The organism is Streptomyces sp. ADI95-17 (assembly GCF_003846175.1).
GTDB lineage: Bacteria > Actinomycetota > Actinomycetes > Streptomycetales > Streptomycetaceae > Streptomyces > Streptomyces sanglieri.
Window position 1 is genome coordinate 766,876 of sequence record NZ_ML123049.1, and the last position, 14,021, is coordinate 780,896.

Annotated in this window: 12 protein-coding genes and 2 pseudogenes; 10 read left to right on the forward strand and 4 right to left on the reverse strand. The window is 70.2% G+C overall.

Translation table 11 applies throughout. From position 1 onward, the window contains the following. The 4 genes and pseudogenes from EES42_RS30090 to EES42_RS30105 all read left to right on the forward strand — a co-directional run. Positions 1-133: pseudogene (locus EES42_RS30090) on the forward strand (amino acid ABC transporter ATP-binding protein); the annotation flags it as partial. Between the two features lie 14 nt (positions 134-147). Further along, positions 148-1,059 carry a glutamate ABC transporter substrate-binding protein gene (locus EES42_RS30095; protein ID WP_124721583.1) on the forward strand — a complete coding sequence of 304 codons (912 nt, stop codon included), beginning with the start codon at positions 148-150 and terminating at the stop codon, positions 1,057-1,059. A gap of 17 nt (positions 1,060-1,076) precedes the next feature. Then, entirely contained in the window at positions 1,077-1,721 is a 645-nt protein-coding gene (locus EES42_RS30100) for an amino acid ABC transporter permease (RefSeq protein ID WP_124721423.1), read from the forward strand. Continuing rightward, a complete protein-coding gene (locus tag EES42_RS30105) occupies positions 1,718-2,590 on the forward strand; it encodes an amino acid ABC transporter permease (RefSeq protein ID WP_124721424.1) in 873 nt (290 codons plus the stop codon). The genes EES42_RS30100 and EES42_RS30105 overlap by 4 nt, the downstream gene beginning before the upstream one ends. A gap of 58 nt (positions 2,591-2,648) precedes the next feature. Here the strand turns inward: EES42_RS30105 and EES42_RS30110 are convergent, their stop codons facing one another. After that, a complete protein-coding gene (locus EES42_RS30110) occupies positions 2,649-4,244 on the reverse strand; it encodes a CocE/NonD family hydrolase (protein WP_124721425.1) in 1,596 nt (531 codons plus the stop codon). Positions 4,245-4,380: 136 nt separating this feature from the next. Then, complete coding sequence (locus tag EES42_RS30115; protein ID WP_206433640.1) at positions 4,381-5,592, reverse strand: L,D-transpeptidase; 1,212 nt, start codon at positions 5,590-5,592, stop codon at positions 4,381-4,383. A 367-nt stretch (positions 5,593-5,959) separates the two neighbouring features. Here EES42_RS30115 and murJ point away from each other — a divergent pair, with 367 nt between their 5' ends. Then, positions 5,960-7,618, forward strand: a complete 1,659-nt coding sequence (murJ, locus tag EES42_RS30125; RefSeq protein ID WP_241196658.1) for a murein biosynthesis integral membrane protein MurJ — start codon at positions 5,960-5,962, stop codon at positions 7,616-7,618. 78 nt (positions 7,619-7,696) lie between these two features. Here murJ and rph read toward each other — a convergent pair. Further along, a pseudogene (gene rph / locus EES42_RS30130) lies at positions 7,697-9,535 on the reverse strand (rifamycin-inactivating phosphotransferase); the annotation flags it as partial. A gap of 346 nt (positions 9,536-9,881) precedes the next feature. Between rph and EES42_RS30135 the strand changes: the two are divergent. From EES42_RS30135 to EES42_RS30155, 5 genes are all read left to right on the forward strand, one after another. Next, positions 9,882-10,451, forward strand: a complete 570-nt coding sequence (locus tag EES42_RS30135; RefSeq protein ID WP_124721428.1) for a dihydrofolate reductase family protein — start codon at positions 9,882-9,884, stop codon at positions 10,449-10,451. A gap of 8 nt (positions 10,452-10,459) precedes the next feature. Next, on the forward strand, positions 10,460-11,401 hold the full coding sequence (locus EES42_RS30140) for a GNAT family N-acetyltransferase (RefSeq protein WP_241196659.1): 942 nt from the start codon (positions 10,460-10,462) through the stop codon (positions 11,399-11,401). A 19-nt stretch (positions 11,402-11,420) separates the two neighbouring features. Further along, a complete protein-coding gene (locus EES42_RS30145) occupies positions 11,421-12,089 on the forward strand; it encodes a CatB-related O-acetyltransferase (protein WP_206433641.1) in 669 nt (222 codons plus the stop codon). Positions 12,090-12,184: 95 nt separating this feature from the next. Beyond that, positions 12,185-13,078: a Vgb family protein gene (locus EES42_RS30150; protein ID WP_124721429.1), complete on the forward strand. Its 894-nt coding sequence runs from the start codon at positions 12,185-12,187 to the stop codon at positions 13,076-13,078. Between the two features lie 87 nt (positions 13,079-13,165). Then, entirely contained in the window at positions 13,166-13,513 is a 348-nt protein-coding gene (locus EES42_RS30155; RefSeq protein WP_124721430.1) for a YciI family protein, read from the forward strand. Between the two features lie 155 nt (positions 13,514-13,668). Here the strand turns inward: EES42_RS30155 and imm45 are convergent, their stop codons facing one another. Next, a complete protein-coding gene (gene imm45 / locus EES42_RS30160) occupies positions 13,669-14,004 on the reverse strand; it encodes an Imm45 family immunity protein (RefSeq protein WP_124721431.1) in 336 nt (111 codons plus the stop codon). Positions 14,005-14,021 lie beyond the last annotated feature (17 nt).

Below are 14,021 nucleotides of genomic sequence, written 5' to 3' on the forward strand. Positions count from 1 at the left end.
CCGCTCCGCCGCCAACCGCGTGGTCTTCATGGCCGACGGGCGCATCGTCGAGGACCGCACTCCCGACGCGTTCTTCACCGCTCCGGAGAGCGACCGCGCCAAGGACTTCCTGTCCAAGATCCTCAAGCACTGACGGGGGGCTCCGTGTTGCGTACGAGAAAAGTTGTGGCCGCCTGCGCCGGCCTCCTGCTGGCGGTGCTCGCCGCCGCGTGCGGCAAGGAGGGCAGCCCGCCGGTGAAGGGCCCGAAGCCCGAGCAGCTGCCGGTGTACAAGGTCGACACCGGTTTCCGGCTGCCCGCCTCGCCGACCTGGACGAAGGCGAAGAAGCGCGGCTACCTCCGGGTCGGGGCCAAGGAGGACCAGCCCTACCTGGGCGAGAAGGACCCGGCCACCGGCATCTACTCCGGCTTCGACATCGAGATCGCCAAGATGATGTCGGCCTCGCTCGGCTTCGACCCGAAGACGATCCGCTTCAAGACGATCGCCTCCGCCAACCGCGAGACGGCGCTGCAGAACGGACAGATCGACTACTACGTCGGCACCTACACCATCAACGCCATGCGCAAGAAGCTCGTCGGCTTCGCAGGCCCCTATTACATGGCCGGGCAGGGACTTCTCGTCCGTACCGACGAGAACGACATCAACGGACCGCAGGACCTGGCCGGCAAGACGGTCTGCTCCGCCGCGGGGTCCACCCCGTACCAGCGCATCGCTGCCGACTACCCGAAGGCGATCCTGGTCGCCTACGACACGTACTCGATCTGCGTCGACAACCTTCTGACGTATCAGGTCGACGCCGTCACCACGGACGACGCCATCCTGCTGGGCTTCGCGGCCAAGGCGCCCGAGGAGATGAAGGTCGTGGGCAAGCCGTTCTCCGAGGAGCCGTACGGCATCGGCGTCCCGCGCAGTGACAACGCGCTGCGGTTCGCGCTCAACGACGCCCTGGAGGCCAACGAGAAGAACGGCAACTGGAAGAAGGCGTTCGAGGCCACACTCGGCCTCTCCGGAGTGCCCGCGCCGACACCGCCGCCCATCGACCGCTACCCGGCTACCTGAGAGGGCGGGCATCGACCATGGACGTACTCACCGAGAATTTCTCGCTCTACGGCAAGGGCTTCCTGGGCACGGTCGAACTGACCGTCTACTCCTCGATCCTGGCCCTGGTCCTCGGCTTCTTCATGGCCTCCTGCCGGGTGTCTCCCGTCGGCTCGCTGCGGGTGCTCGGCACGGTCTGGGTGACGGTGCTGCGCAACACCCCGCTGACCCTGCTCTTCTTCGCGGTCCTGCTCGGACTGCCGCGCTTCGGACTGGTCCTGCCCTTCAAGGTCTTCGCGGTCCTCGCGCTCGGCTGCTACACCTCCGCGTTCATCTGCGAGGTGCTGCGCTCGGGCATCAACACCGTGCCGACCGGACAGGGCGAGGCGGCCCGCAGCCTCGGCATGACGTTCGGCCAGACGCTGAACACCGTGGTGCTGCCGCAGGCGTTCCGCTCCGTGATCCCGCCGGTCGGCTCCACGCTCATCGCCCTCGCCAAGAACTCGGCGATCGCCGGGGCGTTCAGCGTCACCGAGCTGCTCGGCACCTACAAGACCCTCAACGAGCTGGGCTACAGCATCATCTGGACCTTCATCTGGATCGCCGTCGGCTACCTCATCATCACCCTGTCCATCAGTGCGCTCTTCAACGTGATGGAGAAGCGCTGGGGAGTCGCCCGATGACCACCCGCACCGCACCGTCCGCCACCGCGCTCTACGACATCCCGGGCCCGGCGACCCGCAAACGCCATCTGCTCTACGGGATCGTCTCCACGGCCCTGATCCTCGCCCTGTTCGGCTGGATCGTCTATCTGCTCTTCGACACCGGACAGTTCACCAGTGCCAAGTGGACACCCTTCGAGTACAAGGGCATTCAGGAGCTGTTGCTGCGCGGGCTGGGCAACACCCTCAAGGCGTTCGCGTACGCCGCGGTGCTCTCGCTCCTGCTCGGCGCGGTCCTCGCCGTCGGCCGGCTCTCCGACCACCGGGCCGTGCGCTGGATCGCGACGCTGCTGGTGGAGTTCTTCCGGGCCATGCCCGTACTGGTGATGATCTTCTTCATCTTCGTGGCGCTGAAGGTGCAGCCGCTGCCCGCCCTGGTCACCGGCCTGACCCTGTACAACGGCTCGGTGCTCGCCGAGGTGTTCCGCACCGGGATCATCTCGGTGGAGCGCGGCCAGTCGGAGGCCGCCTACGCCCTGGGGCTGCGCAAGACGCAGGTCACCACGTTCGTACTGGCCCCGCAGGCGGTACGCGCCATGCTGCCCACGATCATCAGCCAGTTGGTCGTGGCGCTGAAGGACACCTCGCTCGGCTATCTGATCACCTACGAGGAATTCCTCCACGCGGGCAAGCTCATCGCATCCAACCTCGACTACGATCTTCCCTTCATCCCCGTGGTGATGGTGATCTCGCCGATCTACATCGGGATGTGCATGCTGCTCTCCTGGTTCGCGACCTGGGTGGCCAAGCGGGAACGGCGCAATCCGAAGATGAAGGCCGTGGAGATCGCACCGGCCGAACCAGGAACGCTGCTGCCGGGAGTGCAGTAGCCGGGGCCGCCACCAGGCGGTCCCAGCGGAGCGGTGCCCGCCCGGCAGCAGCCGGTGATCACTTCTCGCGCAACGGCACGGACACGTACGACGGGTCCGCCGGGGACGAGGAGAAGGTCAGCTGTGATCCGGTCGGGTTGTGCTCGATGTAGAGCGGATCGACGGTGTCGATCACCAGGGTGAGACGGTGACCGGCCGGAACGTCGTAGGCGGTGGAGAACAGCTCCAGGTCTACGGGGAACGGCCGGCCCGGCGTCCGCCCGTGGAAGGTATAGGGGGCGTTGCTGACCAGCTTTCCGAGGCCGAGCGGCCCTTCGTCGTAGAGATACGCGACGAAGGTGCCGCTTTCCTCGTTCGGGGTCACCGTGGTGTGGAGCTTCGCCGTGCCCCGGACATGCTGCGGTGTCGCGTACTTCCCGGACTGCCAGACGCCCGCGAAGGCACGGGGGAGAAGGGGGACGGAGGCGATCGGCGGCAGCTTCACGAACTGGTCGAGCGCGTTGGACAGCATGACGATGCCGCCGTTGGCGCCGGAGTCGATGTTCGCGAGGATCCGCTTGGTGCCGTCGAGCCCGATCCGCTCCTCGGCGGCCCCCACCGACTTCCAGTCCGGGTAGCCCTCGTAGCCGCCGTCCGTACGGGACTTGAGCTGGACCGGTGGCTCCTGGTCGATGCCGTTGCGCTCGCCCTTGAGATAGCGGTCGAACCAGCGGTGGGCGTCGGTCCAGGTGTCGTTGGGCAGGCCGAGCAGTCCGGTGGCCTCCGCCGTGGCGTGGTCGCCCGGTCGGAACTCCAGCCGCTTGGGGCCGCTGAGCTTCTCGTAGAACGAGGCGTACTGGTTGGGCGGGAAGATCGTGTCGCCCCAGGCGTTGCCCATCATGACGGCGGCGCCGTTGGCGTTGATCTCGTCGAGGTACGAGGCGGGGGAGCGCTTCTTCCCCCAGGCGATCATGTCTTCTTCCTTGGCGAGGTCGGAGCCCAGGAAGTCGGTGAGCGTCCGGGTCAGCTCGTCGCTCGGGCGGCCGGTGAGCAGTCCGGAGCCGCCGAGCAGGGCGGCGGCCTGGAGGTGCTGGGTGCGGCCGCTGTAGATCGAGTCGATGAGATCGGCCCAGCCGCTGAGCGCGACCACGGCCTTGATCCGCTTGTCGTGTCCGGCCGCGAGGAGGCTGATGCCCGCGCCGTAGGAGACGCCGCCCATGCCGATGCGGTCCGGGTCGGAGGGGGTGTTGGCGAGGGCCCAGTCGATGACCGAGGAGACGTCCGCGAGATCCGGCGGTCCCGCGACCTCGATCTTCCCGCCGGAGAGCCAGAAGCCCCGAGAGGTGTAACTCACCACCACATAGCCGGAGTCGGCGAGCTGCTGTGCCTGGGCGAAGTATTCGACCTGCGGCAGGCCCCAGCTGGTGGGCAGCACGATCAGCGGGTGCTCGGCGCCGGGCTCCGCTCCGGCCGGCGTGAACACATTGCCCTTGAGGGTGATCCCGCCGGAGCCGGGGATGTCGTGGAACTCCGGGCCCGGCGCCGACGCCGCGACCGGCGCGGCGGGAGTCCGGGCGGCGGCCGCCGGAGCCGCGGCGAGGGCGGCTCCGGCGAAGAGGACGGCGGCGGTTCCGATGGACGCGGTGGTGCGCAGAGCCGGGTACGGACGTCCCACGGGTCACTCCTCACGGGCGCGGGGCAAAGTGACCCGACGGTAACCCCGGCTCCTTACCCGTGGTAACTCATCGGTAAGTTACGTGAGGGTAACAATTGCCGGGCCTGTGGTGAGGCCCGGCGCCCCGTCCCTCCCGCTACAGCGCGCTCTTAGCCCGCCAGTCGGCCCACGACACGTTCCACGCTCCGTACCCGTTGCCCTCCGCGACCGTGCCCTTGGCGTCCGTGCCGGTGATCTCGAACGGGTCGCCGACCCGCACCTGCCCGTACAGCGCGCCGGCGTCGGCGTCGCTCATCCCGACGCAGCCCGAACTGTGGTTGGCCACCCCGAAGTAGGCCGCGTTCCACGGTGCCGCGTGGGCGTACATCCCCGACCAGGTCAGCCGCATCGACGAGTCGACCATCTTGTCGTAGGCGTCGCCGAGACCGACCGTCTCGGAGCGCATGTTGATCGTGCCCTCCTTGGACATCAGCACGGCGGTCCCGCGCCAGGACGCCTTCTCGCCGCCCGGGGTGCCGGCCGACATGGGCACGTCCATGACGGTCTTCCCGTCCCGCTTCAGCGCGAGCCGGTGGCGGTCGAGGTCGACCTTGACCACCTGCTCGGCGCCGATCGTGAAGGTGGTCCGGTAGTCGCGTACGAACCAGCCGCCGGACCTGCCCGAGTCGATGCCGTTCAGATCGGCGTCGAGCGTGACCTTCGTACCGGACTTCCAGTACTCCTTGGGCCGCCAGTCGACGCGGTCCTTGCCGGAGTAGTCCTGCAACCAGCCCCAGGAGCCCTCGGTGTTGTTCGAGGTGGAGACCTTCAGGGCCTTCTCGACCGCCGCCCTGTCCTTCACCGGGTTGTCGAAGACGACCGACAGCGGCTGGGCGATGCCGACCGTGGTGTTCTTGCCGGGGGCCAGCGTCAGCTTGTTGACCTTGTCGGCGGCGGCGGTGGTGAAGCCCGCCTTGCCGCTGCCGCCCTCGGTGGTCTTCGCCTCGACGCCGTACGTGGTGCCGGGCGCGGCCACCCGGTCCGACGTCCAGGTCCTGCCGTCGGCGGATATCCGGCCGGTGAGCGCCTCGCCCCCGTCCGCGCGCACCGCGACCGACTTCAGCTTCCCGGCGTCGAGCGTCACCTTCACCGGCGTCCCCGGGGCGGCCTGGCCGCCCCGCAGGTTCACCGAGATCCTGGCCTCCGAGGACTTGGCCGCGCCGCCCTTGTCCGACTCCGAGCCCGAGGCGGCGGCACCGGAACAGGCGGTGAGCATGACACCGAGCGCCGCGCTACCGGCGACCAGGGTGAGCCGGGCCGGGCGGCCGAGCGGAGCGGTGCGGCGTACGGGCCGGCGTGCAGCGATCAACGGAAAAACCTCCAAGGCATTGCTTCTCGCCGAGAGAGAGGCGCACAGTCGGCGAGCGGTTCCGCAAAACGGCCGAAAACCGGGAAATGCCCTGTGTGACATGTAACGCAGCAGATCGGTCATCGTCCGGTCACATACGCCGCTCGGCCCCGGCTCGAACCGTTCGGCGAGCACCCGGTGCCGGACGTGGCGCGCGGTACCCTCCACCCCTGACCCCGACGACCCCCTTCGCGCCCCTCCGCCGGAAGCCCGGCACCGGCGGCCGGGTCGTCGAGACGCGCGGAGAGTGGGAGACATCGGTGGGCGGAGCCGCGGACAACACGCTGTACCAGGGGTACCGGAGGTACCCGGCACAACCGGCCCGCCGGTGACCGCCACCGAAGCGGCCACCACCGAGGCCGCGGACCACAAGCCCCGTTCGGTGCTGCGCAACGGCGCCGTCATGGCGGCCGGCTCCATCGTCTCCCGGGCGACCGGCTTCATACGCTCGGCGGTCATCGTCGCCGCGCTCGGCACCGGGCTCCAGGCCGACGGGTACAACGTCGCCAACACCGTGCCCAACATCCTCTACACCCTGCTCATCGGCGGCGCCCTCAACGCCGTCTTCGTCCCCGAACTGGTGCGCGCGGCGAAGAACCACGCCGACGGCGGAGCCGCGTACACCGACCGGCTGCTCACCCTCTGCGCCCTCGGCCTCCTCGCCCTCACCGGCATCACCGTCCTCGCCGCCCCGTGGATCGTCTCGGTCTACGCCCCCGGCTACCACGGCCCACAGGCGGAACTGACCGTCGCCCTGGCCCGCTACTGCCTGCCGCAGATCCTCTTCTACGGACTGTTCACCCTCCTCGGCCAAGTGCTCAACGCCCGGGGCCGGTTCGGCGCGATGATGTGGACCCCGGTCCTCAACAACATCGTGATCATCGCCGTGTTCGGGCTCCACCTGAGCATCGCGGCGGGCTCCGACGGCACGCTGACCCAGGCGCAGGCCCGGCTGCTCGGCTGGGGCACGACCGCCGGGATCGTCGTCCAGACGCTCGCCCTGGTGCCCGCGCTGCGCGCCGCGAGGTTCCGCTGGCGGCCCCGGTTCGACTGGCGGGGCAGCGGCCTCACCCGGCCGCTGCGCGCGGCCGGCTGGCTGGTCGCACTCGTGCTGACCAACCAGATCGCCTACTGGGTGGTGACCCGGCTCTCCACCACCGTGGGCCAGCGCGCCGCGGACATGGACCTGGCGGGAGGCCCCGGCTACACCGCGTACAGCTACGCCTATCAGCTGTGGGTGGTCCCGCACGGCATCGTGACCGTCTCGCTGGTCACCGCGCTGATGCCCCGGATGAGCCGGGCGGCGGCCGACAACGACCTGCCGGGCCTGCGGCGCGACGTCTCGTACGCCCTGCGCACCTCGGCCGCGATCGTGGTGCCCGCGACGGCCCTGCTGTTCGCGCTGGCACCGTGGATGATGGGAGCGGTGTACGGGTACGGGCGCACGGACGACGCGGGCATCGCCGTGATGGCGGGCATGATGATGGCGTTCGCGCCCGGACTCGTCGCCTACTCGGGGCAGTACGTGCTCTCCCGGGCGTTCTACGCGATGAGCGACACCCGCACACCGTTCTTCCTCAACCTGGTGATCGCGGTGCTCAACGCCGGACTCTCGGCCGCCGCGTATCTGCTGCTGCCGGTCCGCTGGGCCGTGACAGGAATGGCCGGCGCCTACTCCGTCGCCCTGTTCGCCGGCTTCGCCACCACCGCGTACGTGCTGCACCGCAGGGTCCGCGGCAGCGGCGCGACCTCACCGCTGCGCTCGCCCACGCTGTGGGCGCAGCTCCGGCTGGCGGCCGCGACCGTGCCCGCCGGAACGGCGGCGTACTTCGCCGCCCGGGCCTGCGCGGGCCACGGGGACTTCGCGGCGGTGGGCGCGGGCACCCTGGTGCTGCTGCTCGCGGTGGCACTGCTGGCGCGCCCCCTCCGGCTGCGGGAGGTCAGCGCCGTGCTCACGGCGGGCCGAAGGCGGCTGCGGCGGACCTGAACCCGGGCCGGGGCTCAGCCCGTCGCCCCGCGCGAGGTGCGCGGAAGCGGTACGGAGGGCTGCGCGGCCCGGACACCCGCCGGGCTCGAAGTTCCGGACGTTGTCGAGGATCGCGGGCACGAGCGTGGTGGGGCGCTCGCGCCAGCGAGGCCTCGTGATGTCGATCTCGCCGGCGCAGCGCATGCCGTACCGGTCGAGGTAGGCCTCGATGGCGTCGCGCGCCTCGGTCCCGCCCGGGAGCCCCGCCAACTCGTCCAGGAAGCTGTCGTCCGGGGCATCCTGGAGGAACGCCACCACCTCCGGCCGCGGGCGGATCACGTCCGCGACGTCGAGCAGCGCCAGTCCCATCTCCGACGTCACGTTGCCGGGGGCGGACAGCGTCAGCGTGTCAGCCGCGTTCTTCTCGCCCAGCCACTCCCACAGCTTGTCGTTGAGCCACCACGTGGCCTCCATCCCCGCCATCACCGCCCGAAAGGTCAGCGGATCGACGAGGGCCCGCCTGTGTTCCTCGAAGGACTCCAGCAGGAAGTCGAACAGCTCCGGCCCGGTCTTCGTCCGGATGTCGCGCTCCAGCGCGGCGACGGATGCCCGGCTGCGCTCGATCAGCTCGGTGACGACGGCCGGATCGGTCGCGATCGCGGCGGGCGCACCGTCGGCCGGCGGCCGGCCGGGGCCCGCGTCCGGCAGCGACGGGACGAAATCATCGCGGGCGAGGACGGTCTCCAGCGCGTCCCTGATCAGCGGATCGCCTCTCCCCACGACGTCCAGGAGGCCGGCGCGGCTCGCGGGCGAGGCCAGGCGCCGGGTGGCGTCGACGAACAGCCTCCCGCCGGCCTCGTGCATCGGCGCCATGGCCGTCAGCTGCCACACGGAGATCCCCAGGGGCTTCATGGGGTCGGTCATCATCTGCTGATGGCCCACGGAGAGGTAGACGTGATTCTCCCGGTCACCGCTCTCGGGGACGGGAAACAGCGTGGTGATCGGCCGGCTCTGCACGATCTGGAAACCATCGTCGGCCAGGCACCATTCGATGTCCTGCGGACAGCCGAAGTGCGCCTCGATCCGCCGTCCGAGCCGCACGAGCCGCACGGCCTGAGCATCCGTCAGCGCCGGCTGCTCCTGCCGCTGCGGGTCGATCGCCACTTCCCGCGTACCGCCGCCCGGCAGGGCGTGCACGGCACGCTGTTCGGCGGCGATCGCCCTGGCGACGACTTCGCCGTCCCGCACCGTGAAGACGTCCGGATTCGCCAGGCCGGAGACGAGGGCTTCGCCGAGGCCGAAGCCGGCGTCCACGGTGGCGACCTTCCGGTTGCCCGTGACGGGGTCGGCCGTGAACAGGACGCCGGACGCACGCGGGAGGACCATCCGCTGCACGACCACGGCCATCTGGACCGTACGGTGGTCGATGCCGTTGCGCCGCCGGTAGGTCACGGCCCGCTCGGTGAACAGCGAGGCCCAGCACCGGCTGACGTGCCGGAGGACCGCCGCCGGTCCCACGACGTTCAGATACGTGTCCTGCTGGCCGGCGAAGGAGGCCGTCGGCAGGTCCTCCGCCGTCGCACTGGACCGGACGGCGTAGGCGGCCCGCTCGCCGAGCCCGGCGAGCGCGCGGGTGATCGCAGCCGAGAGATCACCCGGGACGACGATCCCTTCGATGAACCGGCGGATCTCCGCGCTGAGCGTGCGGACCGCCTCCCGGTCGTCCGGGTCCAGCCGCGCCAGCCGATCGAGCCGCTCGTCGATCGACGGCGCCTGCGCCATGATCCGCCGGAAGGCGTCCGTCGTCACGCAGAAGCCACCCGGCACACGGATGCCCTCGATCCGCGACAGCCCGCCCAGCTGCGCGCCCTTGCCGCCGACGACCGCGATCTGCGTCCCGTCGGCCTCCTGAAGATCCAACACGTACTGCTCGATCATCGTTCTGCCTCCGAGGCAGTCGTGTCCCATGGAGTTTCCGCAGGTTGCGGCACCGGCCGACGATTCTGCGCCCCGACCCGGGCCTTGCGGCAAGCCCCCCAGCGCGCTATACGTTGAAAGTGGCAGGGAGAGAGTTCTCCTTGCCCTTTGTCTTTGCCGTGGGGCCCCGAGGCTTCTCCTTGATCGCGCGCCGCCCGACAGCCGTCGTGGACACGTCTGCCGATGCCGCCCCGGGCAGGTCCCGGTCGCGGCCGGTCACATTACGTCGGGTCGACCGATGCCCACCGGACGCCGGCTGCCTAGTGTCGTGTTGTCCCTGGCAGCCACGGATCGAAAGCGGCCCCGCATGCGTCGGCTCACCTACTTCATCGGCTGCAGTGTCGACGGTTTCATCGCCGGTCCGGACGGACAGCACGACTCCACTGGATTCGACGGTGACCTGAAGGCCGCGATTCTTGCCGAGCACCCCGAGACCGTCCCGGATCACGTCCGCAGATTCCTGGGTGTCGCCGGTACGCCCAACAAGAGGTTCGACACGGTTGTCATGGGGCGCGGTGCCTACGAGGCGGCACGAGCGAGCGGCACGACCAGCCCGTATCCCCACCTGCGGCAGTACGTGTTCTCCTCGGTCCTGTTGTGTCCCGACCCCGGGATCGCTGTCGTGGCCGGCGACCCGGTGGAGTTCGTCCGCGCGCTGAAGCGAGCACCGGGCATGGGCATCTGGCTCTGCGGCGGTGCCGTGCTGGCCGGTCAATTGCTGGGGGAGATCGACGAGCTGGTCGTGCACCGCCACCCAGTGGTGCTGGGCGACGGCATCCCCCTGTTCCACACCTCGTTCGCCCCTTCCCCCTTCACCCTGACCGGATCCCGGGTCTTCACCACCGGGACGACGGTCACCACGTACGCCAAGCAGTAGGAGAAGACGTGTTGTTCCGACCCACGACCGAGGCCGATCTGGCGCGCGTCGTAGCAGTGACCGTGGACGAGCCGGTGGGCTGGATAGAAGCCGACCGCTACCAGGACGAGTTGCGACAGGGGATGTACCGGCCCGAGTGGACCTGGATCGCCGAGGACGACGGGCGGGTGGTGGCGCGAGCCCTTTGGTGGGGGCAGGCGGACAGCGCTCACCCCGTCGCCCTGGACTGCCTGTACGTCGACCCGGCACTCGACGGCCGGGCGGACATCGCGGCAGGGCTGCTGGCCGCCGGTCTGCGGGCGTTCGCCGCTCAGGGGGCGCCCAAGCCTCCGCTGTACAACCTGACGCTGCCCGTGGGCTGGCGTGACGACCCCGCTGCGGTCGCGGCCGTCGAATGGCGGGGCCGGGCCGCGGTGCGGGCCGGGCTCACGCGGGAAGTGGAGCGGCTGCGCCTGGAGTGGACACCGGATCGCGGTCTCCCTCGGGCCGGGGGAGAGCTGACCTTCGCTCCGGGGCCGGACGAGGAGTTCCTCCGGCTGTTCCGGCGGACAGCAGTCGGCAGCCTGGACGACGAGACCCGCCGAAGCCTGGCGGCCAAGGGCGCCGAGGCCACCGCTCGGGCCGAGATGGACTTCTACCTCGGTTGTCCCGGCCGGCGTGACTGGTGGCGGCTGGCGTACGCCGCCGACGGGGAGGTCGTCGGGTTCGCTCTCCCGTCCGCGACACCGTACGCCCGTAACGTCGGCTACCTGGGTGTCGTACCCGAATTCCGTGGTCGTGGGTACGTGGACGAACTGCTCGCCGAGATCACCCGCATCCACGCGGACGCGGGCACCGAGCTGATCACCGCCACCACGGACACCGGGAACGCGCCGATGGCCGCGGCCTTCGGCCGCGCCGGCTACCGGATCTCGCAGATCCGCATGATCTATTCAGCTCCGGCGGCATGAGGACCACCCGCTCCGATCGATGAAGGGCTCCGTGTTGTCACCCGATCCGAACACTGTGCACCCGCTGCCCGCGCATGACCGTGTGGCGTTCCTCAGACCGTTGATCACCTCGCCGAAGATCGTCGTGGGCGACTACACCTACTACGACGATCCCGACGGCCCCACCGGCTTCGAACAGCACAACGTGCTCTACGCCTACGGGCCGGAGCGGTTGATCATCGGCAAGTACTGTGCCATCGCCGCGGGCACCAGGTTCCTGATGGCCGGCGCCGAGCATCCGACGATGGGGGTGTCCGCGTTCCCCTTTACCATGTTCGGCGGCCGGTGGACCGAGCAGACCCTGGACATCGTCAACGCGATGCCGAGCCGTGGTGACACGGTCGTCGGCAACGACGTCTGGTTCGGCCACCGGGTGACGGTGATGCCCGGCGTGCGGATCGGAGACGGTGCCATCATCGCGGCCGGTGCCGTGGTCACCGGCGACGTGGCGCCCTACACGATCGTGGGCGGCAACCCGGCCCGGCTCATCCGTCAGCGCTTCGCCGACGACGACATCGGGCGTCTTCTGCGCGCCGCGTGGTGGGACTGGCCCGTCGAGCTGGTCACCGAACACACCCGCACCATCATGGCCGGTACCCCGGCGGAGATCGAGAGCATCGGCAACAGGCGTGACGGGAACGGAAGTTGACCGACCGCCGTCCGGACGAGAAGCCTCCGGACGCGAGCCGCGCGTGCGGCGTCGGGCCGACCACCGTGCGCCACCGGAAGAGAGGGAGAGCCTGAATGGCTGTGTTCATCGAGGAGTTCGCCGTGGCCGAGGCCGGCAGCGGACCGTACTCGCTCACCGGCGGCCCGGACGGGGCGCTGTGGTTCACCATGGTCCAGGGCGGAAGCATCGGGCGGCTGGTGCCCGGGGACGAGCTCTCGGCCCACCGGCTCGACCCGGAGTGCGGGCCGACGGTCATCGTCGCCGGGCCGGACGACGCCCTGTGGTTCACCGAGTACCGGGCGCACCGCATCGGCCGGATCGCTCTCGACGGCGCGGTAACGGAGTTCGCGCTGCCCACGCCGGAGTGCGGGCCGTTCGGGATCGCCGCCGGGCCGGACGGGGCGCTGTGGTTCACCGAGACCGCCGCCGGCCGGATCGGCCGGATCGCCACCGACGGCCGTGTCACCGAATTTCCGCTGCCGGTCACCGGGGCCTTCCCCTCCGCGATCACCGCGGGCCCGGACGGCGGGATGTGGTTCACCATGAACCAGGCCAACGGGATCGGGCGGATCGGCATGGACGGAGCCGTCACCCTGCACACCCTGCCGACCGGCTCCGCCGCCCCGGTGGGCATCGCGGCCGGCCACGACGGGGCGCTCTGGTTCGTGGAGATCGGCGCCGGGCAGATCGGGCGCATCACCACCGACGGCCGGATCACCGAGTTCCCACTGCCCGACCGTACGTCCCGGCCGCATGCCATCACACCCGACAGCACCGGGACGCTGTGGTTCACCGAGTGGGCCGCCAACCGCGTCGGCTCCATCACCCCCGACGGGGCGATCACCGTGCACGACCTGCCGACCGCCGGCTCGGAACCTCACGGCATCTGCGCCGGCCCGGACGGCGCCGTATGGGCGGCACTGGAGATCGGCGCGCTCACCCGCATCACCCGAGGGCCGGGCGGCTGACCCGGTCCGGGCGCCCGGGCGCACCTCGCCGAGAAGGCCTGGGCGACAGCACTTCTGAACGACACACAGAACGAGGAGAGAACCCCCATGAAGTACGCACTCGTGATCTTCGAGACGGACGAGTCGCGCAAGAGGATCCAGACCGACCGGGACACCCACCGAGCGGCATACGAAGAGTGGATCGGGCAGATCGCGGCGGCGGGGAAACTGGTCGGTGGCGATGCCCTGGACACCGAGCAGGCGGCCGCGGTGACCGTGCGCAAGACCACCGACGGGGCGCCCACCGTGACCGGAGGGCCGGCGCACCCCGGCGAGGAGACCCTCGGCGGTTGGTTCGTGATCGACGTCGCCGATCGTGAGGAGGCCGTGGAACTGGCCAAGGCCCTCCGTACCTCCGAGACGGTCGAGGTCCGGCCGCTGCTCGAATCGGCCTGAGACGTCGTCCCGGCCGGCTCGACGGGCGGTCGGTCGTGGTGGGGATCGTCGAGCGGCCGGCGCCGGACGAGCCGTGGGACCTGTTCCGGCTCACCACCGGTCCACCGAGCGGAGGGGGCCGGGTCCTGCCGACCGGGGCTGCCGGCCGTCCGCGATCAGCCGTGCTGTTGTGACGGGGAGCAGCCGGTGCGGACCAGGATCTTCTCGGGGTCCGTCTCCGAGTAGATCCTGGCCGTCCAGTTGTCGCGCAGCCATGCTGCCGACAGTGCCCATGGCCGCTCCGCCACGAACGCCTCGTCCGGCAGGGACACCACCCACAGCCCGGCCTTGTAGCCGGTGGTCACGATGAGACCCATCCGGCCGTCCGAACCCGGTGACAGCTCCGCGAGCATGAACTCGACGGTCTCCTCGTACGGCCACCGGACCGGGAGCTGGAGGACAGCCCCGCGGGATATCTCCTCCGGGTGTTCACTCAGTAGGATCCACGTCATGACCGGGACGCTATCGG

Coding starts and splice junctions, on each gene's coding strand:
- EES42_RS30100 (WP_124721423.1), top strand. CDS start 1,077: ATGGACGTACTCACCGAGAATTTCTCGCTCTACGGCAAGGGCTTCCTG.
- EES42_RS30105 (WP_124721424.1), top strand. CDS start 1,718: ATGACCACCCGCACCGCACCGTCCGCCACCGCGCTCTACGACATCCCG.
- EES42_RS30135 (WP_124721428.1), top strand. CDS start 9,882: ATGCGTCGGCTCACCTACTTCATCGGCTGCAGTGTCGACGGTTTCATC.
- EES42_RS30145 (WP_206433641.1), top strand. CDS start 11,421: ATGAAGGGCTCCGTGTTGTCACCCGATCCGAACACTGTGCACCCGCTG.
- EES42_RS30150 (WP_124721429.1), top strand. CDS start 12,185: ATGGCTGTGTTCATCGAGGAGTTCGCCGTGGCCGAGGCCGGCAGCGGA.
- EES42_RS30155 (WP_124721430.1), top strand. CDS start 13,166: ATGAAGTACGCACTCGTGATCTTCGAGACGGACGAGTCGCGCAAGAGG.
- imm45 (WP_124721431.1), bottom strand. CDS start 14,004: ATGACGTGGATCCTACTGAGTGAACACCCGGAGGAGATATCCCGCGGG.